The sequence below is a fragment of the Sphingopyxis sp. OAS728 genome (genome assembly GCF_014873485.1).
Classification (GTDB): domain Bacteria; phylum Pseudomonadota; class Alphaproteobacteria; order Sphingomonadales; family Sphingomonadaceae; genus Sphingopyxis.
Genome location: NZ_JADBDT010000001.1, coordinates 784,517 through 810,114 on the forward strand (window position 1 = coordinate 784,517; position 25,598 = coordinate 810,114).

Annotated in this window: 26 protein-coding genes and 3 tRNA genes; 16 read left to right on the forward strand and 13 right to left on the reverse strand. The window is 63.8% G+C overall.

Going from position 1 to position 25,598, the window contains the following annotated elements:
* Nucleotides 1-15 precede the first annotated feature (15 nt).
* Complete coding sequence (locus tag GGC65_RS03760) at nucleotides 16-894, forward strand: LysR substrate-binding domain-containing protein (RefSeq protein ID WP_192645943.1); 879 nt, start codon at nucleotides 16-18, stop codon at nucleotides 892-894.
* 52 nt (nucleotides 895-946) lie between these two features.
* Here the strand turns inward: GGC65_RS03760 and GGC65_RS03765 are convergent.
* Nucleotides 947-1,021, reverse strand: a tRNA-Thr gene (locus tag GGC65_RS03765).
* A gap of 106 nt (nucleotides 1,022-1,127) precedes the next feature.
* Here GGC65_RS03765 and GGC65_RS03770 point away from each other — a divergent pair.
* Nucleotides 1,128-1,268, forward strand: coding sequence for a hypothetical protein (locus GGC65_RS03770; RefSeq protein ID WP_192645944.1), 141 nt, complete (start codon nucleotides 1,128-1,130; stop codon nucleotides 1,266-1,268).
* On the opposite strand, the gene GGC65_RS03775 is transcribed toward GGC65_RS03770, so the two are convergent.
* Together GGC65_RS03775 and GGC65_RS03780 are read right to left on the reverse strand one after the other, a co-directional pair.
* Complete coding sequence (locus tag GGC65_RS03775; protein ID WP_225940663.1) at nucleotides 1,258-1,572, reverse strand: DUF1905 domain-containing protein; 315 nt, start codon at nucleotides 1,570-1,572, stop codon at nucleotides 1,258-1,260. The genes GGC65_RS03770 and GGC65_RS03775 overlap by 11 nt on opposite strands.
* A gap of 4 nt (nucleotides 1,573-1,576) precedes the next feature.
* Nucleotides 1,577-2,635, reverse strand: coding sequence for a peptidylprolyl isomerase (locus GGC65_RS03780; RefSeq protein WP_192645946.1), 1,059 nt, complete (start codon nucleotides 2,633-2,635; stop codon nucleotides 1,577-1,579).
* Nucleotides 2,636-2,709: 74 nt separating this feature from the next.
* On the opposite strand from GGC65_RS03780, the gene GGC65_RS03785 reads away from it, so the two are divergent.
* Nucleotides 2,710-2,800 (forward strand) — tRNA-Ser (locus tag GGC65_RS03785).
* Between the two features lie 206 nt (nucleotides 2,801-3,006).
* Here GGC65_RS03785 and GGC65_RS03790 read toward each other — a convergent pair.
* The 6 genes from GGC65_RS03790 to GGC65_RS03815 form a co-directional block, all read right to left on the reverse strand.
* Nucleotides 3,007-3,083 (reverse strand) — tRNA-Arg (locus GGC65_RS03790).
* Between the two features lie 44 nt (nucleotides 3,084-3,127).
* Nucleotides 3,128-3,655, reverse strand: a complete 528-nt coding sequence (locus GGC65_RS03795; protein WP_192645947.1) for a DUF1254 domain-containing protein — start codon at nucleotides 3,653-3,655, stop codon at nucleotides 3,128-3,130.
* 1 nt (nucleotide 3,656) lies between these two features.
* Nucleotides 3,657-4,232: a DUF1214 domain-containing protein gene (locus GGC65_RS03800; protein WP_192645948.1), complete on the reverse strand. Its 576-nt coding sequence runs from the start codon at nucleotides 4,230-4,232 to the stop codon at nucleotides 3,657-3,659.
* 14 nt (nucleotides 4,233-4,246) lie between these two features.
* Complete coding sequence (ppdK, locus tag GGC65_RS03805; protein WP_192645949.1) at nucleotides 4,247-6,910, reverse strand: pyruvate, phosphate dikinase; 2,664 nt, start codon at nucleotides 6,908-6,910, stop codon at nucleotides 4,247-4,249.
* 102 nt (nucleotides 6,911-7,012) lie between these two features.
* A complete protein-coding gene (glyS, locus tag GGC65_RS03810) occupies nucleotides 7,013-9,145 on the reverse strand; it encodes a glycine--tRNA ligase subunit beta (RefSeq protein ID WP_192645950.1) in 2,133 nt (710 codons plus the stop codon).
* On the reverse strand, nucleotides 9,142-10,023 hold the full coding sequence (locus GGC65_RS03815; protein ID WP_192649380.1) for a glycine--tRNA ligase subunit alpha: 882 nt from the start codon (nucleotides 10,021-10,023) through the stop codon (nucleotides 9,142-9,144). The genes glyS and GGC65_RS03815 overlap by 4 nt, the downstream gene beginning before the upstream one ends.
* Before the next feature lie 276 nt (nucleotides 10,024-10,299).
* Here GGC65_RS03815 and GGC65_RS03820 point away from each other — a divergent pair, with 276 nt between their 5' ends.
* The 7 genes from GGC65_RS03820 (at nucleotide 10,300) to pth (ending at nucleotide 14,769) form a co-directional block, all read left to right on the forward strand.
* The gene (locus GGC65_RS03820) at nucleotides 10,300-10,623 is read left to right on the forward strand and encodes a UrcA family protein (RefSeq protein WP_192645951.1); all 324 of its coding nucleotides are present in this window, start codon (nucleotides 10,300-10,302) and stop codon (nucleotides 10,621-10,623) included.
* Nucleotides 10,624-10,857: 234 nt separating this feature from the next.
* Nucleotides 10,858-11,070 (forward strand): helix-turn-helix transcriptional regulator, encoded by a 213-nt coding sequence (locus tag GGC65_RS03825; protein ID WP_192645952.1) that lies wholly within the window; start codon nucleotides 10,858-10,860, stop codon nucleotides 11,068-11,070.
* A complete protein-coding gene (locus tag GGC65_RS03830) occupies nucleotides 11,063-11,497 on the forward strand; it encodes a hypothetical protein (protein WP_192645953.1) in 435 nt (144 codons plus the stop codon). Before GGC65_RS03825 ends, GGC65_RS03830 begins: the two co-directional genes overlap by 8 nt.
* Nucleotides 11,498-11,562: 65 nt before the next feature.
* Nucleotides 11,563-12,492 carry a TraB/GumN family protein gene (locus GGC65_RS03835; RefSeq protein WP_192645954.1) on the forward strand — a complete coding sequence of 310 codons (930 nt, stop codon included), beginning with the start codon at nucleotides 11,563-11,565 and terminating at the stop codon, nucleotides 12,490-12,492.
* A 26-nt stretch (nucleotides 12,493-12,518) separates the two neighbouring features.
* Nucleotides 12,519-13,388, forward strand: coding sequence for a TraB/GumN family protein (locus GGC65_RS03840; protein ID WP_225940664.1), 870 nt, complete (start codon nucleotides 12,519-12,521; stop codon nucleotides 13,386-13,388).
* Nucleotides 13,389-13,497: 109 nt separating this feature from the next.
* The gene (locus tag GGC65_RS03845; RefSeq protein WP_192645955.1) at nucleotides 13,498-14,133 is read left to right on the forward strand and encodes a 50S ribosomal protein L25/general stress protein Ctc; all 636 of its coding nucleotides are present in this window, start codon (nucleotides 13,498-13,500) and stop codon (nucleotides 14,131-14,133) included.
* A 66-nt stretch (nucleotides 14,134-14,199) separates the two neighbouring features.
* Entirely contained in the window at nucleotides 14,200-14,769 is a 570-nt protein-coding gene (gene pth, locus GGC65_RS03850) for an aminoacyl-tRNA hydrolase (RefSeq protein ID WP_192645956.1), read from the forward strand.
* Between the two features lie 154 nt (nucleotides 14,770-14,923).
* On the opposite strand, the gene GGC65_RS03855 is transcribed toward pth, so the two are convergent.
* The gene (locus GGC65_RS03855) at nucleotides 14,924-15,607 is read right to left on the reverse strand and encodes a hypothetical protein (protein WP_192645957.1); all 684 of its coding nucleotides are present in this window, start codon (nucleotides 15,605-15,607) and stop codon (nucleotides 14,924-14,926) included.
* Nucleotides 15,608-16,110: 503 nt separating this feature from the next.
* Here GGC65_RS03855 and GGC65_RS03860 point away from each other — a divergent pair.
* The 3 genes from GGC65_RS03860 to GGC65_RS03870 all read left to right on the forward strand — a co-directional run bounded on the left by GGC65_RS03860 (nucleotide 16,111) and on the right by GGC65_RS03870 (nucleotide 19,561).
* On the forward strand, nucleotides 16,111-16,458 hold the full coding sequence (locus GGC65_RS03860) for a hypothetical protein (protein WP_192645958.1): 348 nt from the start codon (nucleotides 16,111-16,113) through the stop codon (nucleotides 16,456-16,458).
* A gap of 91 nt (nucleotides 16,459-16,549) precedes the next feature.
* Nucleotides 16,550-17,542 carry an SDR family oxidoreductase gene (locus tag GGC65_RS03865; RefSeq protein WP_192645959.1) on the forward strand — a complete coding sequence of 331 codons (993 nt, stop codon included), beginning with the start codon at nucleotides 16,550-16,552 and terminating at the stop codon, nucleotides 17,540-17,542.
* Nucleotides 17,543-17,686: 144 nt separating this feature from the next.
* Nucleotides 17,687-19,561, forward strand: a complete 1,875-nt coding sequence (locus GGC65_RS03870) for a PhoX family protein (RefSeq protein WP_192645960.1) — start codon at nucleotides 17,687-17,689, stop codon at nucleotides 19,559-19,561.
* 44 nt (nucleotides 19,562-19,605) lie between these two features.
* Here the strand turns inward: GGC65_RS03870 and GGC65_RS03875 are convergent, their stop codons facing one another.
* Together GGC65_RS03875 and GGC65_RS03880 are read right to left on the reverse strand one after the other, a co-directional pair.
* Nucleotides 19,606-20,757 (reverse strand): serine hydrolase domain-containing protein, encoded by a 1,152-nt coding sequence (locus GGC65_RS03875; protein ID WP_192645961.1) that lies wholly within the window; start codon nucleotides 20,755-20,757, stop codon nucleotides 19,606-19,608.
* Nucleotides 20,758-20,824: 67 nt separating this feature from the next.
* Nucleotides 20,825-21,481: a CAP domain-containing protein gene (locus tag GGC65_RS03880; protein ID WP_192645962.1), complete on the reverse strand. Its 657-nt coding sequence runs from the start codon at nucleotides 21,479-21,481 to the stop codon at nucleotides 20,825-20,827.
* A 130-nt stretch (nucleotides 21,482-21,611) separates the two neighbouring features.
* Between GGC65_RS03880 and ychF the strand changes: the two genes are divergently transcribed.
* On the forward strand, nucleotides 21,612-22,709 hold the full coding sequence (gene ychF, locus GGC65_RS03885) for a redox-regulated ATPase YchF (RefSeq protein WP_192645963.1): 1,098 nt from the start codon (nucleotides 21,612-21,614) through the stop codon (nucleotides 22,707-22,709).
* Nucleotides 22,710-22,736: 27 nt separating this feature from the next.
* Here the strand turns inward: ychF and GGC65_RS03890 are convergent, their stop codons facing one another.
* Nucleotides 22,737-23,141 carry a MerR family transcriptional regulator gene (locus GGC65_RS03890; RefSeq protein ID WP_192645964.1) on the reverse strand — a complete coding sequence of 135 codons (405 nt, stop codon included), beginning with the start codon at nucleotides 23,139-23,141 and terminating at the stop codon, nucleotides 22,737-22,739.
* Nucleotides 23,142-23,182: 41 nt separating this feature from the next.
* Between GGC65_RS03890 and GGC65_RS03895 the strand changes: the two genes are divergently transcribed.
* On the forward strand, nucleotides 23,183-23,920 hold the full coding sequence (locus tag GGC65_RS03895) for a glutaredoxin family protein (RefSeq protein WP_318780114.1): 738 nt from the start codon (nucleotides 23,183-23,185) through the stop codon (nucleotides 23,918-23,920).
* Between the two features lie 78 nt (nucleotides 23,921-23,998).
* Nucleotides 23,999-25,567 (forward strand): alkaline phosphatase D family protein, encoded by a 1,569-nt coding sequence (locus GGC65_RS03900; protein WP_192645965.1) that lies wholly within the window; start codon nucleotides 23,999-24,001, stop codon nucleotides 25,565-25,567.
* Nucleotides 25,568-25,598 lie beyond the last annotated feature (31 nt).

Sequence of the window (25,598 nt, forward strand, 5' to 3'; positions counted from 1 at the left end):
TCATCGGTAACCGATATGCCACGCCTTCCCCCCATCAGCAGCATGGAAGCCTTTCTGGAGGTCGCCCGCCACGGCACGGTCAAGGCGGCCGCAATCGAGCTCGGCTTGTCGATGCCCGCGCTATCGCGCCGCATCCAGACGCTCGAACATGCCGTCGGCCGGCCGCTGTTCAACCGCCATCATCACGGGCTCAGTCTGACCGAAGCGGGCCGGGCGCTGCACGAACAATTGTCGCCGATCCTCGACGAACTGCGCACGGTGATCGAACAGGTCGGTAGCCCCGACGCCTCGCTCCGCCTGCACCTCAACGTCCTGCCGCTCTTTGCGCAGCAGCGCCTGTTTCCGCGCCTTCCCGAACTGCGCAGCAAACATCCCGAACTCCATATCGACATCGACACCATGTCGCATGCCGAAGCGCGGCTGGGTGACGGCATCGACGCCGCAATCGCCCTCGCCCGCTCGATCGACCCCGTGCTCTATGCGGCACGGCTCGACCAGGACAAGGTGTTCCCGATTGCGTCGCGGACGCTGACCGACGGTGACCGCGCGATCACCGTGCCCGAACAGATGCAGCGGATGACGATCCTGCTCCACCGCGAGATGCCCGAGACCTTTACCGAATGGAAGAAGGCGATCGGCATGCCCTATCTGGAACCGGCGGGGATCGATTATTTCGATTCGGGGCCACTGATGCTGGAGGCCGCGGCGCAGGGGATCGGCGTCGCCTTCATGCACGGCCATCATTTCGACGACGCGCACGATCCGCGCCTCGTCCGCCTGTTCGATTTCGACGTCGACAGCCCGTACAGCTATTGGTTCGTGTGCCGCCCGCGCGCGCTGCGCCAGCCGGCGGTGAAATTGTTCCACGACTGGCTGCTCGCGGCAAAAATCTGACCGGCAAGGCACCGTGCGAGCCCCTTCGGGCCGGTTCTCAAAATCTGGAAAATGGTGCTGCTGGACAGGATTGAACTGTCGACCTCGTCATTACCAATGACGCGCTCTACCACTGAGCTACAGCAGCAACCGGGGCGCCGGCAAACACATGTTCGCTGGGCAGGCGCGGCCTATGGCGGGGTGCCTTGCGCCTGTCAAGCCGCGAGGCTTGACGATGCGGCAATTTCGCGGGCATGGCGCTTCGGGTGAGCAAGACGCCCTCCCCCGCCGATATCGAACGCGAGCGCCGCCTCGCCGAGGCGCTGCGCGCCAATCTGCGCAAACGCAAGGCGCAGACGCGCGATGCGAAGGCCGAAACCCCGCCTAAAGACTGACGGTCACCGTTACCGGATCGCCTTCGGCCAACCCTTCCGCCTTTCGGACGGCTGCCTTGACCGGCAACAACCAGCCGCCGCTTTCCTTGTGCGGAAAAACGGAAGTCTTCCAGTGCGTATCGCCAATATTCGCCTCGACGCGAGCCGATCCGAATCCCTTGCGCCCGTCGAGCCATTGGCCCGTGATCGCCGCCATGCGAATCCCGTCGGCAGCCTCGCCCGCGATGGTCACGAAGAACCACGCCGCCGGCGCCGTCGCCGACTGCCAGCGCCAAAGCGGCGTCGTGACGGTGAAATCTTCCAAGATGCTACTTCGCGACGACCGGACGCACCGGCACCGGAATATTGCAGATATCGGCGCCGCCCGCCGGAAGGATGAAGAAGGGGTCGCGGCGATTTTGGCGGGCATCGGCATAGCGCGCGAAGGTTTCGCTTTCTGTCGACAAATATTCGAAGCGCGGTTGCTGCGCTGCAGGCAGCTCGGTCGCAAGGCGAATCGAGGCAATCGCCACACGTTCGGCCGGGTCTTCGTAGAAACCAAGCGCACCGGTGCCGCGCGGCAGGCTCGACAAATGCTCGATTCCACCGATCACGCGGCCGACGACTGCTATGTTGCGGTCGAGGTGTCGCGGGGCGTGGCCGATCACCGTATAAAGTTCCGCGCCCGATCCCGTGTCGGGCGACAGGTTCCGACCGACCCCGACCATGCCATAGCAATGCACCGGCCAAGCCTTGTCGATCACTGCATAATCCCAAATCGGCAGGCGTTCACCCTCTGCACTGGTCTTTGCCTGGCCCCGCTCCACCTTCGACAGGACCGCAAGCGGCATTCCCGCGACAAATGCGTAGGAGCTGGCATAGGGGTCCGCGACCTTCTTGGACGGCGGTGTTTTCGGTGTCGGGACGACCACCATCATTGTTCGCGCGGGTTGCTTGCCATTGCTCGTCCAGACCGTCTTGATCGATCCATCGCCGACCGTTTGATATTCACTCTCCGCCACCGTCGCCAACCCTCTCGGAAGCGCCTTCTTCTCGGTCGCATCACCCCATTGCGCGACATAATTATCCTGCACGCGGTTCACGCTCGTCCCGTCCCACCAGTGCGCGGCGGCGAGTTTGCGGATGTTGCCGATCCATCCCTGGCTGAACGGCGCGGGCATCAACTGGATGACCACGCGGCGCGGCTTGCCTTTGGCATCGGGCGCGAGGTCCATCACGAGCAGGTCCGATGGCGCGATGGCAATCCAGTCGCTCGCCGGCGCAGAGGCCACAATCTCGCCCGGCGACGGGATCGGTGCGGGCTCTTGGGCGAGTGCGGGAAGGACAAGCGACGCGGCGGCAACGGCCGTCAGGAGCAGATGTTTCATGCCATCTGTCTGCCATGCCCAATCGGCTTGCGAAAGCCCCGCCAAGCGATTAGGGCGCCCCTTCCAGTGCATGCGGAGCGGTGGCCGAGTGGTCGAAGGCGCTCGCCTGGAAAGTGAGTATACGCCAAAAGCGTATCGAGGGTTCGAATCCCTCCCGCTCCGCCATTTCCCGAACCATTCAGATCGCGTCGCTCACAGTCACCAGAAGCGTTCGGTGGCGCTGAAATGCTCATGCGCATCGACTGCAGGCTATCCGACGCGTGATGCGCGACTGCTGAAAGCGCCACCCGACGCAACCGGGCAGGTGAAGACAATCTATAGCTTGGAAAACCCGCGGTTCTGGTCGCCTTTGGGCAATGACAGAAGGGGAATGGCGCACCCGGAACGATTCGAACGTCCGACCCTCAGATTCGTAGTCTGATGCTCTATCCAGCTGAGCTACGGGTGCGTGGAGAGGCGCCTTTAAGACCCGTTGTGCGGGGGCGCAACCCCCTATTTCAGCTTTGTGACCGTTCCGCACGACGATTGGCGGCGGATCGCGTCGAGCGCGCCGATTTCCGCGGGCTCTTTCAGCAAAATGCGGATCAGCGCGATGCCATGATCATGGTTCGTGCGAGCGACTTCGGCGCCTTTTGGGACCGCCTGCCCCTCGCGCGCGACGATGATTCGAAACGGCTTGCCGCCTGCCTCGACATCGTTGCGCACGAAAATCACGTCGGTTGCGGTGTCGAAGATGCTGAGCGAGGTGTAGCGGCCGGGAACCGGCGTGACGTCGATGGCGATCGGGCCGTTCGAAATATTATACGGACAGCTCGAATAAGCGAGATCGGGGCTCGGTCGCACGACCGGCTGACGCTCGGGCGTCGCGAGATTGCCATAGGACATGGTGTTGATACCGCCCTGCCCCAGCCGCTCGATCGCGACATTCATCAGGCCATAGGGAATCGCCCATATCGCGGCATAGGCTGTAACAGCGGCGACGATGAGGCCAAAGGCGAGCGGGCCGAGCCAATTGCGCATCTCAGCAGCCCTCCTTCACGATTTTCGGCAGCGCGGCCTTTTCGGGATTGGCGCGGAAGGCCTTTCCGGGATTGTACATGCGAAGGGTCAGGTGGAAGGGCTGCCCCTTCGTCCCCGGCAGCCACGCGCCCTCAGCGGGCTTCGACGGCGAGATGGTGACGCGCCATTCGCCTTTGGCATCGAGCGCGACGTTGGCGCCGTTCACCGACCAGATATTCGCCGGATTGACGACCAGATAGCCCGCCTCGTCATAGATGGTGACGCTCCACCAGCGCGCGTCGAGCGGCGTGCCCGACAGGCTGTAACGGCAATTGCCGTCGAGCTTCGCACCAGCGGCGTCGGTCTTGGCCGACCAATAGATCGTTTCCTTCGCCGGGAGCGCCAGCAGCCCGCCGCGCGCCACCGCGGCGCGCGTGATCGGATCGGTCGCCTTGGTGCCATAGCCGAGCGAGGTCGACCAGGGACCATTTTCGATCCCGCCGTCGCGCAGCCCGCCGGTGGTGAGCGCCCATGCCGCGCCGAGCCCCACCGCCAATCCGCCCACCAAAGTGATCGTATAGCGGTGCCAGCTCTTCATGCGGTTGCCCCCGGTTATTTGCCCTGTTTCAACGCAGCCTGGGCGGCGGCGAGCCGGGCGATGGGGACACGGTAAGGCGAGGCGCTAACATAGTCGAGGCCCGTCTTTTCGCAGAAATGGATGCTAGGCGCGTCGCCGCCATGCTCGCCGCAGATGCCGAGCTTGACGTTGGAACGCGTCTTGCGACCCCGGTCAGCGGCGATCTCGATCAGTTGGCCGACACCCTCAACGTCGAGGCTGACGAACGGGTCGGTCAGGAAAATGCCCTTGTCGACATATTGCGTGAGGAAGCGTCCCGCATCGTCGCGGCTGATGCCGATCGTCGTCTGCGTCAGGTCGTTGGTGCCGAAGCTGAAGAATTCGGCGCTCTCGGCGATCTCGCCCGCCATCAGCGCGGCGCGCGGCAGCTCGATCATCGTGCCGACGAGATAGGCGATCTCGCGCCCCTTTTCGGCGAACACCGCCTTGGCCTGGCTATCCACGACCGCCTTCATCAGGTCGAATTCGCGGCGCGTCGCCACCAGCGGGATCATCACCTCGGGAATCGGCGCTGCGCCCGTTTCGGCGGCGACGTCGCACGCCGCCTCGAAAATCGCGCGCGCCTGCATCTCGTAGATTTCGGGATAGGTGACGCCGAGACGGCAGCCGCGATGGCCAAGCATCGGATTGAATTCGTGCAGTTCGTTCGCGCGGGCCTTCAGCGCTTCGATACCCACGCCTGCCGCAGCGGCAACATCGGCGAAATCCTCTTCGCGCGTCGGCAGGAATTCGTGGAGCGGCGGATCGAGCAGGCGGATCGTCACCGGAAGTCCCGCCATCACGCCGAAGATCGCGGCAAAATCGCCCCGCTGTTCGGGCAACAGCTTGGCGAGGGCGGCGCGGCGGCCAGCTTCGCTGTCGGCGAGGATCATCTCGCGCACCGCAGTAATACGCGCGGCGTCGAAGAACATATGCTCGGTGCGGCAGAGCCCGATGCCCTCGGCACCGAAGTCGCGCGCGACCTGCGCGTCGGCGGGGGTTTCGGCGTTGGCGCGCACCTTCATGCGGCGGACCTTGTCGGCCCACACCATCAGCGTACCGAAGTCGCCGACGAGTTCGGGGAGCAACGTCTTGACCTCGCCCGCCATCACTTCGCCGGTCGAGCCGTCGAGGGTCAATATGTCGCCTTCGCGAAGTTCACGGCCCGCAACACGCAACACGCGTGCATTGCCGTCGATCGACAGCCCGCCCGCGCCCGAGACGCACGGACGGCCCATACCGCGCGCCACCACGGCGGCGTGTGACGTCATGCCGCCACGCGCGGTCAGGATGCCCTTCGCGGCGTGCATGCCATGGATGTCTTCGGGCGAGGTTTCGACGCGGACAAGGATCACGGCCTCGCCCATTTCGGCCGCCTTTTCGGCGCCGTCGGCGGTGAACATGATCTTGCCCGACGCCGCGCCGGGGCTGGCTGGCAGCCCCTTGGTGAGCACATCGCGCGGCGCATCGGGGTCGAGCGTCGGGTGGAGCAGCTGGTCGAGCGCGCCCGGATCGACGCGACCAACGGCTTCCTCTTCCGAAATCAACCCCTCGGCGGCCATTTCGACCGCGATGCGCAGCGCCGCCTTCGCGGTGCGCTTGCCCGAACGGGTTTGCAGCATCCACAAAGTCCCGCGTTCGACAGTGAACTCGATGTCCTGCATGTCGCGATAGTGCGTTTCGAGCGTGTCGAAGACGCCGCCGAGCTCGGTGAAGGTCTCGGGCATCGCCTCTTCCATCGACAGCGGCTTGGCGCCCGCCTTTTCACGCGCGATTTTCGTGAGATATTGCGGCGTCCGGATGCCCGCGACAACGTCCTCGCCCTGCGCATTGATCAGCCATTCGCCGTACCAGGCGCGCTCGCCGGTCGCGGGATCGCGCGTGAAGGCGACGCCGGTGGCCGAGGTGTCGCCCATATTGCCGAACACCATCGCCTGCACATTGACTGCGGTCCCCCATTCGGCGGGGATCGAGTTCAGGCGGCGATAAACTTTCGCACGGTCGCTTTCCCAGCTCGCGAACACCGCGCCGACCGCGCCCCACAGCTGGTCGTTCGGCTCCTGCGGGAAAGGCGCCCCGGTCTCGCGCTCGACGATCGCCTGATATTCCTTGACCAGCGCCTGCCAGTCTTCGGCCGACATCTCGGTATCGAGATAGAAGCCCTTGTCTTCTTTCGCGATTTCCAGCGCTTCTTCGAACTCGGCATGGTCGAGCCCCATGACGACGTCGGCGTACATCTGGACGAAGCGGCGATAGCTGTCCCACGCGAAGCGCGGATCGCCCGACGCTTCGGACAGGCCGACGACGGTCTTGTCATTAAGCCCGAGGTTGAGGACGGTATCCATCATCCCCGGCATCGACACGCGCGCGCCCGAACGGACCGAGACGAGCAAAGGATCGGCCGCATCGCCGAATTTCTTGCCCGTGATCCCCTCGATATGCGCGATGCCCGCGGCGACATCCTCGACCAGCCCGGCCGGGAATTGCTCGCCATTGGCATAATAAGCGGTGCAGACGTCGGTGGTGATCGTAAAGCCCGGGGGCACCGGCAGTCCGATCGAGGCCATTTCGGCGAGGTTCGACCCCTTGCCGCCCAGCAATTCCTTCGAACGCTCGGCCGTCGTGGCCGCGCCGCCGAACAAATGCACCATCTTCGTCATCATATGCTCCTGCTGCCCCGGGGAGGAGGTTGCGGCTGGGTAGGTATGCAATCGCTCTTCGTCGATTCAGTTTTGCTTCGTTCGTTCAAAGGGGCCGTAGGATCAGCCCTCGATTTTCGAGAAATCGGCGACGCCATGCACCGCGCCGGTAAATCGCGCGAGCAGGCCGAGGCGATAGGCGCGGACCGCTTCATCGGGGTCGTTGACCATCACGCCGTCAAAAAAGGCGTCGATCGGGGCGCGGAGCGACGCGAGCGCGGCCATCGCGTCGGTGAAGCGTTCGTCGGCGACGGCGACAGAAGCCGCTGGCTCGGCGGCGTCGAGCGCCGCGAGCAGCGCCTTATCCATTTCCGTCGCCCCAGCGAAAGCTGGGGCCGCCATCGTCGGCGCACTATCGCCATTGATCCCAGCTTTCGCTGGGATGACAGTATCTTTGCCCGCCTGCTTCAGGATATTCGCCGCCCGCTTGTAGCCCGCGAGCAAATTGGTGCCGTCCTCGGTCGCCATGAACGCCTGCAACGCTTTCACGCGGGCGAGCAGGCGAACAAGATCATCCTCGCCGCCGAGCGCGAACACCGCGTCGATCAGGTCGTGGCGGACACCGGCTTCGCGTTGCTGGACCTTGAGGCGATCGGCGAAGAAGTCGAGAAGCGCGATGAAGTTTACATCGACACTACCGAACGGCGGATAGTCCTTCAGCGCCTGCGCGTTAATCGGCAACTGTTGGACCAGCGCATTGAAGGCGGAGAGCACATGAAGCCGAACGCCGTTCGCCTGAATCAAAGAGAGCACACCCAACGCCGCTCGCCTTAAAGCAAATGGATCTTTCGAGCCGGTCGGAACCATTCCAAAGGTAAAGAAGCCAATTAGGCTGTCCAGCTTATCCGCCAGCGCTACGGCCACTGTCACCGGCGCAGTCGGCACGTCATCGCCCTGCCCGACCGGCTTGTAATGGTCGCGGATCGCATCAGCGACCGCATCGGGCAAGCCCTCGGCGCGGGCGTAATAGCCGCCCATCAGGCCCTGCAGTTCGGGAAATTCGCCGACCATTTCGGTGACGAGATCGGCTTTCGCCAGCTCGGCCGCCTGCCGCGCGAGCCCGGGTTCGCAGTTCGGGACGATGCCTTCGCTCGCCAGCCATTCGGCCAGCTTCGCGACGCGTTCGACCTTGTCGGCGACGGTGCCCAGCTTTTCGTGGAAGGTGATGTTCGCCAGCTTTTCGGCGTGCTGCGCGAGCGTCTTCTTCTGGTCCTGTTCCCAGAAGAAGCGCGCATCCGACAGCCGCGCTGCGAGCACCTTGCGATTGCCCGCGACGATCTCCGCGCCGCCGTCCTTCGCGTCGATGTTGGCGGTGCAGACGAAGCCGTTCGCCAGCTTGCCGTCGGCGCCGTTCACGACAAAATATTTCTGGTTCACGCGCGCGGTGAGCTGGATGACCTCAGGCGGCACTTCGAGGAACGCTTCGTCGAAGCGGCCGAGCAGCGGAACCGGCCATTCGGTGAGGCCGGCATTCTCGATTACCAGCCCCTCGTCCTCGACGAGCGTCAGCCCGGCGTCGGCCGCGGCCTTGGCGGCGCCGTCGCGGACGATCGCCTGCCGTTCCTCATGGTCGACAATGACGTGGCACGCGCGCAGCTTCTCGGCGTAATCGGACGCTGAACCGATCGTGATCTCGCCCGGGCAATGGAAGCGGTGGCCGCGCGTCGCGAAACCTGCAGAAATCCCGCTAACTTCACATGGCACAAGCTCTTCGCCGAAGATCGCGACGATCCCCGACAACGGGCGGACCCAACGCAGGCTTTCGCTGCTGGCGCTTTCCTTGCCCCAGCGCATCGACTTGGGCCACGAAAAGCCGCGAACGATCGCGGGGATCGCCTCGGCAAGCACTTCGACGGTCGCGCGGCCGGGCTTGTCAATCACGGCGAAATACACGCCATCGCGGTCTTCGAGCTGTTCTTGCGTCAGGCCGGTCTTGCGAAGGAAGCCTTCGAGCGCCTGCGGCGGCGCGCTGCTACGCGGCCCCTTGAGCTCCTCGCTGACGGCCGCGGTCGCTTCGGGCAGCCCCTTGGCGATCAGCGCAAGGCGGCGCGGGGTCGACCAGATGGTGAGGTCGCCAGCTTCGAGGCCCGCGGCGCCCAGTTGCGCGCGGAACAGCTTTTCCAGCTCGGCGCGTGCGCCGGCCTGCATCCGCGCCGGGATTTCCTCACTGCGCAGTTCGAGAAGAAAGTCGGTCACAGCGTCCACCCCGGATATTTTGCGGTCCAGCGTTCGGACTGGCTGTCGATCCACGCCTTGCAGCTGCCCTTCGCGAGGTCGCGGACGCGCGCCATATAGTTGGCACGTTCCTGCACGCTGATCACGCCGCGCGCCTGGAGCAGATTGAACAAATGGCTCGCTTCGATCGCCTGATCATAGGCGGCGAGCGGGACATTCGCCGCGATCGCGCGCTTGCACTCTTCCTCGGCGGCCTTGAAGCCCGCGAAAAGCGTATCGGTATCGGCGACCTCGAAATTCCATTTCGAGAACTGGCGTTCGTTTTCCAGGAACACGTCGCCATAGCTGACCGCAGCGACATCGCCGACCGCGTCCGAAAAGCGCAGGTCGTACACATTGTCGACATTCTGGATATACATGGCGAGGCGCTCGAGCCCGTAGGTGAGCTCACCCGCGACGGGCTTGCAGTCGAAACCGCCCATCTGCTGGAAATAAGTGAACTGGGTGACTTCCATTCCGTCGCACCAGACTTCCCAGCCCAGCCCCCACGCGCCGAGCGTCGGCGATTCCCAGTCATCCTCGACAAAACGGATGTCGTGGAGCAGCGGGTCGATGCCGATCGCGGCCAGCGAGCCGAGATACTGCTCCTGCAGGTCGGCGGGCGACGGCTTCAGGATCACCTGATATTGGTAATAATGCTGGAGCCGGTTCGGGTTCTCGCCATAGCGGCCATCTGTGGGCCGGCGGCTCGGCTGGACATAGGCGACGTTCCACGGCTCGGGACCGAGACTGCGCAGCGTCGTCGCGGGGTGAAAAGTCCCCGCCCCCACGCGCATGTCATAGGGCTGCAAAATCGCGCAACCGCGCGCGCTCCAGTAATTATGCAGCGTCAGGATCATGTCCTGAAAGCTGAGTGGTGTCTTGTCCGCCCCGTCGGCCACAGCCGCAATTCCTTCGCAGGTGCAAAAATCGCCGCCGCATTGGCCTAGCGGCGGCGCACGGTCAAGGCTCCCCGCCTTTCATCACGGCGCGAAAATGCGCGACTTGGTCAGGTGTGCAAAACTTTTTGTAAGGTTTTATTGACATGGTCAGCGAATCGCGACATATGGTCATGCATACCTGACATGAAGACAGGTTGAGTTGACCAAGACCCCGTCGATCCAAGGAGAATAGACATGGTGACCCGCACGCTGATCCTCGCCCTCTCGCTCACTGCTGCCCCCGCCGTGGCTGTCGCGACCGAAAATCGCGCCGTCGAAGTCCGCGTCGATGATCTCAGCCTGACCCGCACGGCCGATCGCGAGCGCCTCGACACCCGGCTGAAAAGCGCAGCGCGCAGCGTCTGCCGCACTGGTCTTCGCGGTGCTGCCGAATCTGCCCGCCAGTCGGCATGCGTCTCAAACGTCCTTTCCAGTGTCGAATTCCAGGCCGAACAGGCGATCGCCCGCGCACAAAACGGCACGCAGCTCGCGCTGCTGATGATCGACGCCGCGCGGTAACATGGGATCGGGACGACTTCGCTCGCGCCGTACCTCCCCGGTGACGGCTGGCGACCTGGGCTGGAGCGCCCTCTCTATGACGGCGCTCCAGTCTCTTGCCTCGCGAAGGACTGTCCCGTCCTGCCCCCAATCCCGACCATCCCGAAGGCGCGGACAAAAATTCCCTTCCCCGACATTTCGGTGCGCTATGGGGAAGGCCGTGATCCTTCGGATGGAAATGCTGGCGAGGCGCCGATGAACAATAAATTGAAAGTGCTGCGCGCGATGCGGAACTGGAGCCAGGCGGAACTTGCCGACCGGCTCGATGTCTCACGGCAGGCGGTGAATGCGATCGAAACGGGGAAATACGACCCCTCGCTACCGCTCGCCTTCAAGCTCGCACGGCTGTTCGAAATGCCGATCGAAGAGATTTTCGACGACGGCCACGAAGGAAATAGCAATGACTGAGACCCGGAATATGAAACGTCCGATGTCGCCGCGCCGCAAACGTTACTGGATTGCGCTCGGCTTGGCAGGTGCGTTCGGCGGCGTATTGGGCGCGTGGATGCAGATGGCGCAGAGCGACGGTCCGGCGATCGGCCTCGCATTGCTCAGCAACTCCGCCTTGCCTGCCAATTTCGCGATCGGCGCGTCGATGGTGTGGGTCGTCGGCATGGCCATCTCGCTGATCCTCTATCATCGCTCGGTCGACGATCATGAGGAGCGCGCCTATCTGTGGGCGGGCACCGCGGCCTGGTACACGCTGACGCTCGCGGCGCCGACCTGGTGGGTGCTCCACCGCGCCAGCCTTGCCCCCGCGCCCGATGTCATGCTGCTGTTCCTCGGCGCGCTCGCGGTCAACGCCATCGTCTGGCTGTGGCTCAAATACCGCTGAGTATTTTCCGCTCCCCTTCCCCGTTCGATCCGGCCATAAGCGCCCGTAACGAAAGTGATTTCCCGATGAAAACCTGGTTCAAGAAGCTTGCCACCACCTGCTCGATCGTGGCCTTCTCGGCGACTGCGGCGCTTCCCGCCGTCCACGCGGCCGAGCCTGCCGCCGCTGCGCCCCCCGCCACGACCGACGCCGACCCCGCGCTGTGGGTCGTCAAGGACAAGGACACGACGATCTATCTCTTCGGCACCGTCCATGTGCTGAAACCCGGCCTCGGCTGGTTCGACGAGGCGGTGAAGACGGCGTTCGACAAGTCCGACGAGCTGATGCTCGAAATGGTGATGCCCGAAGATCAGGCGGCGATGGCGAAGGAAATGATGCCGCTGGCGATGGACCAGAGCGGCAAGACGCTCTCGTCACGCCTCGATCCCGAGCAGCTCAAGGCCTATCAGGCCGCGCTGGCGAGCCTTGGCATCGCGCCGGCGCAGTTCGATATGTTCGAGCCGTGGTTTCCCGCCATGACCCTGTCGGTGCTGCCGCTTACCAAATTGGGTTACGATCCCGAACAGGGCGTCGAAAAACTGCTGACAAGCTCGGCCAAAAAGGCGGGGAAGCCGGTTGCCGGTCTCGAAACGCTGGGCCAGCAGCTCGGCTATTTCGATACGCTTCCCGAAAACCAGCAGATCGGTTTCCTGAATTCGGTGGTCAGGGATCTCGACAAGCTGGGGCCGCAACTCGACAAGATGGTCGCGCAGTGGGCGAAGGGCGATCCCGACGCGCTGGCCGTAACGATGAACGAAAGCCTGGCCGAGACGCCCGAACTCGGGAAGGTGCTGCTTTGGGATCGCAATGCCCGCTGGGCCGATCAATTGAAGGCACGGATGGACCAGCCCGGCACGGTGTTCGTTGCGGTCGGCGCGGGCCATCTGGCAGGCGAAAAAAGCGTGCAGGATTATCTGAAGGCACGCGGCATCGTCGCCAAACGGGTCAAATATTGACCGGGGCGCCCCGCCCTTCCGGCCATTTGGGTCGCCGCCTTGCGGCGGCCCTTTTGCCGTGCCTGCTCGCCGCATGTGGCACTGCCGAGCCCGCACGGCAGGCGAAGCCGGCGATGTGGCTGGTCGCCGACGATGATACGCAAATCTATATGCTGGGCGCGATGCATGCGCTGCCGCGCGGCACCGACTGGGACGGCGGCAAGGTCGCCGAGGCGGTGGGGTCCGCCGACGAGTTGGTGATGGAATTGTCGCCCGAGGAGCTGGCGGAGGCAGGCAGCGTCTTCCAAGCGCTCGCGCCGCGGACCGCGCCACTCGCGATGGAGAAGCGGCTGCCGCCTCCCGCCCTCGCGGGCTATCGGGCGCTCGAGGCCAGCGGCGGCGATTTCGGCGGCGACGCGCTCGACGATTGGGCGGTGATGGTGCTGATGGGCCAGCGCGTCGCGCAAAATGCGGCGCTGGATTCGTCGGGCGGTGTCGAAACGCGCCTGACACAGCGGTTCGCGGACGCCGGAAAGCCGATCCGCGGTCTCGAGACCGCGCGCGAACAACTGATGTTCTTCGAAACGCTCGATCCGGCGACGCAGCGCACACTCCTGACCCGCGCGGCCGAAAATTCCGCCGATGCCGTGAAGGAGGTCGGCGCGCTGACTGCCGCGTGGGGCCGCGGCGACGTCGCGGCGCTGGAAAAGGTCATCAACGAGGATGTCGACGCTGTGCCCGCGGCACGAAAGGCCATCATCACCGACCGCAACAGGCGCTGGAGCGCATGGGTGCAAAAGCGGCTGGAGCAACCGGGTACGGTGCTGATGGCGGTCGGCGCCGGCCATCTGGTCGGGCCCGACGGCGTGCCGGCGATGCTCGAAGCCGAGGGGCTCAAGGTCCGCCGCGTACAATAAGCGCGGCGGCGCTTGCATTTCGGCCACTTCCCCGCTAAGCGCCGCCGCTTCCGTCCATGGTCATCCCTGGAGGCGTGGCGGACTGTGAAATCTGTTTCGGAGAAAAATGATGAGCGACCAGCTGGTGCTGTCGGCCGAGACGCGTGATCGCGGAGGCAAGGGAGCCTCGCGTGAACTGCGTCGTAATGGCCGCGTCCCCGCCGTTGTCTATGGCGGCAAAGAAGAACCCCTGATGATCCACGTCGAAGAAAAGCTGCTGATGAAGCAGCTGATGACGGGTCACTTCATGAACTCGGTCGTGATGATCGAAGTCGGTGGCAAGCAGGTGCGGACCCTGCCGAAGGACGTCGCTTTCCACCCGGTCAAGGATCGTCCGATCCACGCCGACTTCCTGCGCATTTCGAAGGATGCGACGGTTCAGGTCGCGGTTCCGGTCGTGTTCGCGAACGAAGACGCCTCGCCGGGCCTGAAGCGTGGCGGCGTGCTGAACATCGTTCGTCACGAGCTGGAACTCGTCTGCGACGCGGACAAGATCCCCGACGAGATCGCGATCGACGTCACCGGCTTTGATGTCGGCGATTCGATCCACATCAGCAACGTCACCCTGCCCAAGGGCGTCGCAAGCGCGATCACCGATCGCGACTTCACCATCGCCACCATCGTCGCCCCGTCGGCGCTCAAGTCGAGCGACGGCGACACGACGAAGGACGAAGGCGAAGCTGCCGAAGGCGGCGACGAAGCCTAAGCATTTCGGAGCGCCCCTCCCCGAACGGGAGGGGCGTGTCCACCAGACCCCGGGAAAGGCACTTCCATGCAACTCTGGGTCGGCCTCGGCAATCCCGGGCCCAAATATGCGATGCACCGTCACAATGTCGGCTTCATGGCCGCCGACGTCATCGCCGATCTCTATGGCTTCCCTGCCCCCGCGAAGAAATTCCAGGGCTGGATCCAGGAAGGCCGTATTGGATCGCAGCGCATCCTGCTGCTCAAACCCGGCACCTTCATGAACGAAAGCGGCCGCAGCGTACGCGCCGCGCTCGATTTCTACAAATTGACCGCGCAGGACGTCACCGCCTTCTACGACGAGCTCGACCTTGCCCCGATGAAGGTCAAGGTCAAGCAAGGCGGCGGTGCAGCCGGCCACAATGGCATCCGGTCGATGATCCAGCATATCGGCGAAGATTTCCGCCGCGTACGCATCGGCATCGGCCATCCCGGCCACAAGGACCGCGTCACCGGCCACGTCCTCGGCAATTATCACAAGAGTGAAATGGAACCGCTGATCGACCTTTTGGGCGCGATCGCGGCCGAAGCGACATGGCTTGCCGACGGTGACGATGTGCGATTCCAGAGCGACCTCGCGCTGCGCCTGCAGGGTTGAGGCGACGCCGGCCGCTTTCGACCGATTGCAGACGTTCCTGCTCGCTACGTGATGAGCACACCGCCCATGCGCTACCAGCGGTGGCTCACCACTTGGAAGCAAGGATTGATCGAACGGCAGGCGTGGGCTTCTCTGAAGTGCGTGGCGGCCGCCTTTACCGAATCTCCGTCGAGAAGAGTCGTTTGAAATCGCCGAGCGGTATGCCCTCGGCCCGGAAACGAAGTTTTCGGCTGATTTTCTGAAAATTGTTCAGCCACGGCAGTCGCGTGCCGATGCCTTTCCTCACACGGTCCCTCGTCAAATGGATTGCGACGCTTTTAACCGCGTGCCCGGGACCGAGTGCCGCGGAGAAATCGACAGGCAGCACGCGCCGGATCGAGCTCGGATCCGCCGTATCGCCAAAGACCGCGATGATCGGATATTCGGCCGGAGCAATTTCAGCCGACTCCAGAACATTCTTTCGGCGGGCAATTCTTCGGGCGCTCTCGACGACATCGTTCCGAAAAGCTGGATCGAGTGCCAGCATCGACATTCCCGCAAGGTCGCCATGAATATTTCCGGTCCTCAGGAGAGCAAAGAGCGTCACGCCGTTCGGCAAATCGACCATCAGTGCTTCACCGCGTACATCCCATGAATGATACCTTCCTTCGGGATTTATTCCGAGCCGGTAACGCGCGCGCACTTCGTACACCGACGTGCCGGCCCAGGGTCCGGACGGCGTATCGACTTCCACATTCATGCGAAAACGATAAGCGGAACCGGTGCCGATATAGCGAAGCGAAAGGACCGGGAGGATCACGGCAAGTGCTAGAAGATTCAATAAGCTGCGCCAGCGCATTGCAATCATTCTCCTTCTGCGACGTGCTGATCAACGGACGCCACAAGCTTTGGATCAACCACTTCCTTGCGCACGAATAATCCGGTTGTATGCGATGAAGTTTAACGTCCGCCCCCCCCTTTTGTGGCCATTCGCTCAATGACCGGAAGCGACCGATAGTGGACGTTAGCATTCACGGGATACTAACCCCGAAAGAGCATCAGTAATGAATGCATTTTCGATACGATGACATAATCGCACAGATTTCAGGCCGCCCCACTTGGTGGTTCAACGGTGTGCCTCGCTATAGCGCGTTCGATCCAGCTATGGTCGGATCATTTGAAATTGCGTTGGTTCACACTGAATGCCGGGAATGTCGAACTCGCTATGACGTTGCGATTGGCTCGCAACCTCCATCCTTCGCTTCCCTTCGGGACGTAATCTCTTTCGAAAACCGTCTTAATGTGGGTGACCCACCATTTGCGTGCGCCGAAATGGGCGCGCGCTGCAGCGGGGGTTATTGCATGACATCACTTGAAATGCGCGTGCTTGAGTTTTGGACGAAAGATGGACGAATCTCAAACGCGTGGCGCCGCGATACTCATTGGGAACGCCCCCTCATCCACGCAAACTGGGATTCCAACGCTCAAGATGACGAAGGTGTTTGGGGCCGCATTCTGGATTCAGATCGGATTGACGAATGGTCGCAAGCGCGTCGCGACGGTGACTTTGCTACTATGGTTGCGATCCTCAAAGAGTTCGATTGCGAGCGCCCCTTGGAAGTGGCGCATATGATTGACCTCGAACGCCGTTATCAACTTTTGAGGGACAAAACCTCGGCGATAAGAAATGATCGCTTCGGCGAAAATTGAACGTCAGCTCCCCACCCCAAAACAGACATTCAAACGTCAATTTGGCGGGGCGACCGAAGTAAGGCATGATGGGTCCGAAAGGAGCCGTCTCATGCCCGATCGCCATAGCCCGAGCCGCCGCGAGCTTATCGCTGGCGCCGCCGCCCTCACCGCGGCAGCCCCCGGCCTGCTTCACGCCGCCACGCCGGAGGCTCCATCGCTGAAGGGCCGCACCGTGCTGATTACCGGCGCATCGAGCGGTTTCGGCCGCGTGGGTGCGCTCCACTATGCCCGGCTCGGCGCGAAGGTCATCGCGACAATGCGGGGTGTTCCGCGCCCCGAAGCCGAAACGCTTGCCGCCGAGGCCGCGAAGGACAAGCTCGACCTGCACATCGTCGAGATCGACGTGACCGATGACAGCTCGGTTGCAGCGGGAACCGCCAAGGCTCTGCAACTCGCAAATGGGCGTATCGACACGCTGGTCAACAATGCCGGCATCGGCATCACCGGCCCGGTCGAGGTGCAGGACATGGAAGCGACGCGGCTGATCTTCGAAACCAATGTGCTGGGCATCCAGCGCATGCTTCGCGCGTTGCTACCGCAGATGCGTGCGGCGAAGCGCGGGCAGATCTTCAACATCTCGTCGCAACTCGGCCGCGTTATCGTGCCCGGCGGCGGTCATTATTCGGCGACGAAGTTCGCGGTCGAAGCGCTGTCCGAACAGCTCGCCTATGAGCTGGTTCCGCACGGGATCGAGGTGACGATCATCCAGCCCGGCGGCTATCCGACGCGCGTGTGGCAGAATCGCAATGTCTATACCGGCGCATTGAAAGGGCGCAGCGACGCCGCGCTGCTCGCCGCCTACGAACCCTTTACCAAGGGCATGGGCACCGAAGACGGCACAGGCCGCAGCGCCGACCCTGCCGACGTGCCGCGCGCGATTGCCGACATCATGGCGATGCCCGCAGGGTCGCGGCCGCTCCGCCGCGCGGTGCACCCCGGCAACAAGCCGCAGGAGGCGATCAACAAGGTCGCGGCGGAGGTGCAGCTTGCATGGCTGGGCGGATCGCCGCTCGGCCCACTGATCAAGGCCGTGCACGACTGACCGTTCGCCATGTCACGGAAGCGTCATAGGAATCATATGCTCCCGACTTGGTGAAGCCATGTAGCTGACACCTCCCTCTGCAATCGGTGCGCGACCTCACCCGGACAGCGAGTCCGGGGCTCAACCGAAAACAGGGGAACTGCATTGTCCTATCTTACCGATGAAGCCCGCGCGCCCTTTCGCCGCGAGGCCGACGGGCTTCCCGGGCCCGACAGCCTGGAGGCGATTGTCGCCCAAAATCCGACGCGCCGCACGCTGCTCAGAAACGGCCTGTTCGGCCTGTCCGTGCTCCCCGTCATGGCCCTTGCTGCGTGCGACGATACGAGCGGCGACCCGAGTGTCACACTCCCGCCAAACCCCACCCCGACGCCGACCCCCACCCCGACACCCGCGCCGAGCTTCGCGGTCAGCTTTGCAGCGGTCGCCGCGAACCAAAATGACGCGGTCACCGTTCCCGCGGGCTACACCGTCGACGTTCTCCTAAAAGCCGGCGATTCGGTCGAAGCGGGCGCGCCGTATAGCGGCAGCTTCCCGACCCCCGCGGTCGCCGAGAAATGGGCCGGCGGCAATCACGACGGCATGGAATATTTCGCATTTCCGGGCGTCGACGCCAACAATCGCGGCCTGCTGGCGCTCAACCATGAGCTGCCCGATTTCAACATCCTGATGGCCGGCACCTATAATGAAGCGACCGCAACCGCCGACCAAAAGGCGCTTGCCCTGTCGGCAGTCGGCATCAGCGTCGTCGAGATTTCAAAGGGCAGCGACGGCAAATGGTCGGTTCAGGCCGGATCGACCTTCAATCGCCGCTACACCGGCAATACCAGCTATCGCGCCAGCGGCCCCGCCGCCAGCCGGACCACGGGCACTATCAAGGGCATGCTGAACAATTGTTCGAGCGGCCGCACGCCGTGGGATACCTATCTGACCTGCGAAGAGACGATGAACAATTATCTCGACCTGTCGCAGCCCGACAATGACTATGGCTGGGTGGTCGAGATCGACCCGCGGCGCGAACTGGCGGTGCCGACCAAACGCACCGCGATGGGCCGCTTCAACCATGAAAACGTCGCCTATATGACGAACAGCGCCAACCGCGTCGCATTCTATATGGGCGACGACAACACGCCGGGCTGTATCTACAAATTCATCCCCAATCAGGCGTACAGCACGACGAACCGCGCGGCGAACACCGACCTGCTCGACAATGGCACGCTTTATGTCGCGCGCTTCAACGCCGACGGCACGGGCGAATGGCGCGCACTGGTCGTTGGGCAGAACGGCCTGACTGCGGGCGCGTCGGACCCCGGCAACGTCAGCCAGAGCACGACGCCGCCGACCCCCACGATCGTCAACTTCAACAACCAGGCCGATGTGCTGATCAACTGCCAGTCGGCGGCGCGCGTCGCCGGCGGCACCGTGATGGACCGCCCCGAATGGCTGACCGTCGCGCCCGACAACAAGGCCGTGTTCTGCACGCTGACGAACAACAGCGGTCGCCGCGTCGTCGATGCGGCAAACCCGCGCGTCACCAACCTGCACGGCCATATCCTGAAGTTCCGCGAGCAAGGCGATTCGCCGCTGGCGACAACGTTCACCTGGGAAATCTTCCTGACCGCCGGCGACCCGTCGCTGGCATCGGGCGGCAGCAACCTCGTCGGCAATATCGTCGGCGACACCTTCTCGAGCCCCGACGGGCTGCGCATCGACCCGCAGGGCCGCATGTGGGTCCAGACCGACCATAGCGTTCCCGGCAACTCGGGCGTCGCGGGCCGGACGATCGACCAGGCCTTTGGTCATAATGCGATGTTCTACATCGACCAGGTGTCGAAGCAGTCGAAGCGTTTCCTCGTCGGCCCGCTGGGCTGCGAGATCACGGGCCTCGCCTATACGCCCGACCTTCGCACCTTCTTCGTCAACATCCAGCACCCGACCGGCAACTGGCCGGTCGCGGGGCAGCAGCCGCGTTCGTCGACCATCGTCGTCCGCCGCACCGACAATCAGCCCGTCGGGAACTGACAGGCCGCGCGCCGCCCGCTTTCATTGGGAAGCGGGCGGCGGCGTCACACGAATTTCATATCGCCGAAAATCCAGCGCCACGGCGTACCGGTCTCGCCGAGGATGTCGCGCACGATCATCGGGAACGCCGCCTCGGCGCGGACATCGTTCGACATGATCAGAACGCAGCGCTCGCCCTTTTCGAGGCAGACGAGCGTATTGCCGGTCGAATCATTATGCCCGCCGCGGAAGAATGCGGCGCCCTGCGGCCCGGTGAAGGTGATCAACCCAACGCTCGCAGCAATACCGGGCGACTGCGCGGCCACCGGCGCGTCGTCCTGCAGCGTTGGAAATTGCGAGCGCGACCGGATGGCAAGGCCCGGCCGCAGCAGTTCGGCGCGCGCGGCCTTCGACAGCCCCTCCCCTGAAACGAGAGCTGCTGCGAAATTGGCGAGATCGGTGATCGTCGTATCCATCGACCCCGCCGCGCGCACGCGGCTCCGCTCGTCGTGCGGCACTGCCTTGCCGTCGATTTCCCAGCCGTCGGCCAGATTGGCCGCAAAATCGGGGCGCCAGATCAGGCTGGAATTCGGCATTTTCAGCGGATCGAAAACGAGCCGCTGGATTTCCTTGCCGGCGTCAAGACCGAGCCCCTCATCGATAGCAAATTGAAGCAGGCTGATCCCCTCGCCCGAATAGCCGTAACGGCTGCCCGGATCGAAATGGATGCGCAGCTTTTCGTCGGGTTCGAGAAAAGCGAAATTCGCAAAGCCGGTGCTGTGGTTCAGCACCATACGCGGGGTGATCGTCCGCCAACGCTCGTCACCGGCCAGATCGCCCCAATTGCCATAGGCGTCGAGATTGCCATAGTCGGGCAGCGGCTTCGCGAGCATCGCCGCGATCGGCTTGTCGAGATCGACCTTGCCCTCGTCGACCAGCCGCAGCACGGTATAGGCGAACACCGCCTTGGTCAGCGACGCGCCATACATGATCGTCTGCGGCGTCAGCGGATCGCCCTTGGCATTGCGCTCGCCGAACGCCTGCACCGAGACGACCTTACCCTTGTCGATCGTCGCGATTGCCAGACCGCGCGCGCCGGTCGCGCTCATTGCCTGCTTTGCGGTTTTGGCGATCGCCGCCTCGCCCGGCAGCGATTTGGCGGCAGCGGGCGTCGCCATCAGCAAGGGTAACAGCCAACCGAGTTTCGCAGCACGCATTACCATCTCCCGATGCAAGATATGGCAACTGCTATACTATGGCAATACACCATGCAAGCTCTTGCGGTCAGGGCGCTTTTCTCCGTGGCGGCGGTGGCGGCGAACCGTCGCGGGTCTCCGACATCAGCGTCACGCACATCGTTCTGTGCACCGGATGCCGGCCGCATGCGATTCCGGCATAACGGTGCGTCGGGCGCAGCAGGCTATGGCGATGTCCGCGGTCGGGGACGCCGTCGTCGATCAGCAGCTGGTCGACCACGCCTTCGGGGGTGTGGTGGCCATAGGTGATGACCTCGTTCACATAGGGCCCACCACCGCGCGCCTTCATTCGTTCGCCGGGGCCGCTGCCCTTCGTGTAATGGCCGACCGCACCCGATCGCGACTGGACCGCGACATGGTCGGCGGCGGCGCGGGCCAGCGGGTCGCTCCATTCGAGTTCGGTAAGCGGCTTTTCGCGGCGGAGGTCGCGGATCGCCTCGTCGACCGCGGCGACGCCCTCGCGCGTCATGATGTCGATCTCGCTATCGTCGTCGCTGACGAGGAGCTTGCCCTCGAAGCGCGGGCGATAGTCGCGCAGATATTCGGCATAGGCCGCCGGATCGCTGCGGAAGCGATTGAGTTCGGTGAAGACCCCTTGCTCGAAACGGCTCGGCGCCGCAATCGCGGCAGTCGCGCCGATGGTGAGCAAGACGCCGGCGGCAAGAAGGAAGCGGGGCTTTGTCATGGCCGGTGCGATAAAGCCGCAAGTCTGAACCGCGCGCAACGGCAAAGGCTGGCATCCGGCGCAACTTGGCGCTAGGGGCGCTGCAACAGCGGCGCCCACTCAATCGCGCGCCGAACCTCACGGAGTTTTTATGGGTTTCAAATGCGGCATCGTCGGCCTGCCCAACGTCGGCAAGTCCACCCTCTTCAACGCGCTGACCGAGACCGCGGCGGCGCAGGCGGCAAACTATCCTTTCTGCACGATCGAGCCGAATATCGGCAACGTCGCGGTGCCCGACGCGCGGCTCGAAAAGCTCGCCGCCATCGCCAGCAGCAAAAAGATCATCGCGACGCAGCTCGCCTTCGTCGACATCGCCGGACTCGTGCGCGGCGCGTCGAAGGGCGAAGGTCTCGGCAACCAGTTCCTCGGCAATATCCGCGAAGTCGACGCGATCGTCCATGTGCTGCGCTGCTTCGAGGATGACGACATCCAGCATGTCGAGAACAAGGTCGATCCGGTCGCCGATGCCGAGACGGTCGAGACCGAGCTGTTGCTCTCCGACCTCGAAAGCCTCGAAAAGCGCGTCCCTGCCTTTGCGAAGAAGGCGGCGCAGGGCGACAAGGAAGCGAAGATCGCCGCCTCGGTGCTCGGGCAGGCGCTCGACCTGCTCCGCGAAGGCAAGCCCGCGCGGCTCGTCGAACCGAAGGACGACGAGGAAGCCCGTGTGCTGCGCACCGCGCAGCTTTTGACCTCGAAGCCCGTCCTCTACGTCTGCAACGTCGACGAAGGCAGCGCCGCCAATGGCAACGCTTTCTCCGAAAAGGTCTTCGCCAAGGCCGCCGCCGAGGGCGCGCAGGCCGTCGTTGTCTCGGCCGCGATCGAAAGCGAGCTGGTGACGATGGACATGGCCGACCGGCTCGAGTTCCTCGAAGAGATGGGCCTCCACGAAACCGGGCTCGCTCGCGTCATCCGCGCCGGTTACGAGCTGCTCCACCTGATCACCTTCTTCACCGTCGGCCCGCAGGAAGCGCGCGCCTGGACCGTTCACACGGGCGCCACCGCCCCCGAAGCCGCGGGCGAGATCCACAGCGATTTCCAGAAGGGCTTCATCCGCGCCGAAACCATCGCCTACGACGATTATGTCACGCTGGGCGGCGAAGCGAAGGCGCGCGAGGCGGGGAAGCTGCGCGCCGAAGGCAAGGCCTATGTCGTCCACGACGGCGACGTGATGCACTTCCTGCACAGCTAGTATCTGCCCTCCCGCTCGCGGGAGGGGTCAGTTCGGTTCGAATGCCGCCAATATGGGGCACGGCCCCTTGTCGCTCGCCGCGCATTGGTCGGCGAGGCGCGCGAGCGCGGCGCGCGTTTGGGTCATCTGCGCGATTTTTTCGTCGAGAACTTCGATCCGTTGGCGCGCCAGCGTGCGCACGCGGACGCGGTCGTCGCTCGCCTCGAGCGCGAGCAGTTCGGAAATCTCGTCGAGCGTGAAGCCCGATGCCTGCGCCGATCGGATGAACTTCAAGCGCCGCAGGTCATCCTCGCCATAGCGGCGGATGCCGCCGCCCCAGCCGTCGCCGCCGCTGCGCGCGGGTGTGTCGAGCAGGCCGCGGCGCTGGTAATAGCGGATCGTCTCGACCCCGACATCGCCTGCCCGCGCCAATTTTCCGATCGTGAGCTGCATCGCTTGACTCCGTACTATGGTACGGATGCCATATGGGGTGCATGAAACGCCAAGCAACCCTCCATCGCATGGTCATGCCGGGGCACACCTGCCCCTATGGCCTCAAGGCAAAACATCTGCTCGAAAGCCGCGGCTTCACGGTCGACGACCGCTGGCTGACGACGCGCGAAGAAACCGATGCGTTCAAAGCCGAACATGGTGTCAAAACGACACCGCAGACCTTCATCGACGGCGTGCGCATCGGTGGCCATGACGACCTCCGTCGCCATTTCGGGCTGAAGGTCGCCGATCCCGATGCAACGAGCTACACGCCTGTGATCGCACTCTTCGCGATGACCGCGCTGATGGCGCTCGCCGCGAGCTTTGCGGTCGAAGGCAATGCCTTCACCCTGCGCGCCGCCGAATGGTTCATCTCGTTCAGCATGATCGTCCTCGCGCTGCTGAAACTGCAGGATGTCGACAAATTCGCGACGATGTTCCTGAATTACGACCTGCTCGCCAAACGCTGGGTGCCCTATGCGAGCATCTACCCCTTTGCCGAGGGGCTCGCGGGCGTGCTGATGACCGCGCATGCGCTGCCCTGGCTGTCGATCCCGCTTGCGCTTTTCATCGGTGGCATCGGCGCGGTCTCGGTGTTCAAGGCGGTCTATGTCGACAAGCACGACATCAAATGCGCGTGCGTCGGTGGCAGCAGCAAGGTGCCGCTGGGCTTCGTCTCGCTGACCGAGAATGTGATGATGGTCGCGATGGCGCTGTGGATGGCGTCGATGTGGCTGTAACGGCAGCTCTTATCCGTCATTGATGAAACCTATGGCTGGGCTATCAGAGGCGGTGATTCGCCCCCACGGAGCCCAGCCATGTTCAATCGCCGCCACTTCCTCGCCGGGGCCACCCTCGCCGGTCTAGCCGCCCCTGCGATCCTGCGTGCCGAGGGCGGCATCTTTCGCGAATTTCCGTTCAGCCTCGGTGTCGCGGCGGGCGATCCCGCGAGCGACGGCTTCGTCATCTGGACGCGCCTTGCGCCCGAACCGATGGAGCGCCACGGCGGGATGCCGCTGGCGAATTTCCCCGTCGACTGGGAGGTCGCAAGCGACAGCGGCTTTCGCGACGTCGTCGCCAAGGGCACCGAACTAGCGCGCCCCGAACTTGCGCACAGCGTCCATGTCGAGGTCGCGGGTCTCCAGCCCGACCGCCCCTATTATTACCGCTTCACCGCCGGCGGTGAGCGCAGCCTGCGCGGCCGCGCGCGTACCCTGCCTGCCCCGGGCGCCAAGGCCGATGCGCTGAAATTCGGCGTCGCGGGATGCCAGCATTTCGAGGCGGGTTTCTTTGGCGCCTATCGCCACCTCGCGCGCGAAGACCTCGCCTTCGTCTATCATTATGGCGACTTCATCTACGAATATAGCGAGGAATATCTGTTCAACACCGGGCTGCCGACGCGCCCGGTGCGCAAGCACGCCTTCCGCGCGCTCGTCGACGTCACCGATTTCCGCAATGCCTATGCGCAGCAGCTCGGCGATATCGATTTGCAGGCGGCGCGCTGTACCCATGCTTTCCTCTCGAGCTTCGACGATCACGAGATCCGCAACGACTGGGTCTCGGATATCGACAATTGGAAGCTCGGGCTCGACGTCAACGATCCCGAAGCCGCATCGCCCGAAGTCTTCATGCTGAAGAAGCAGGCAGCGATGCAGGCGTGGTATGAGCATATGCCGGTGCGCAAGGCGCTGCTGCCGCGTGGCGGCATGGTCGCGATGAACCGCGAATTCCGATACGGCGACCTGATGGCGATGCAGTTGCTCGACACGCGGCAATATCGCGACGACCAGCCGTGCGACGACGGTTTCAAACCCGCCTGCCCCGGCGTGTACGACAAGAATGCGCAGGTGCTCGGCAAGGCGCAGGAAGAATGGCTCGGCCGCAACCTCGCGAAGGGCGGCGCGACGTGGAACGCCTTTGCGCAGCAGATCACGATGATGTCGCTCGACCGGCGGCGGAAAGCCGACGAGCCCAAGAAGATCGTCAACCTCGACAGCTGGGCGGGTTACGAGGCGCCGCGCGAGCGCATCCTGTCGCGCATGGCGGGGCTCAAGAACAATATCGTGCTGACCGGCGACGAGCATCAGAATTTCTGCGGCGACCTCGTCCTCAGGGACAAGGTTGTCGGCGCCGAGTTCGTCGCAACCTCGATCTCGTCGGGCGGCGATGGCAGCGACAAGCGCAACGGCACCGACGTGTTCCTGAGCCAGAATCCCGAACTCAAATTCGCGAACGACCAGCGCGGTTATGTCGTGTGCGAGGTCAATCGCGATGCATGGCAGACGCACTTCATGGTCGTCGACAAGGTGACGACGCCGGTGAACACGCTGTCGAAGCGCGCGACGGGCGTCGTCGAGCGCGACGTCGCCGGGATCAAGATGGCGTGAGCTGTCGCCGGACGGTCACATAAGGCCCATA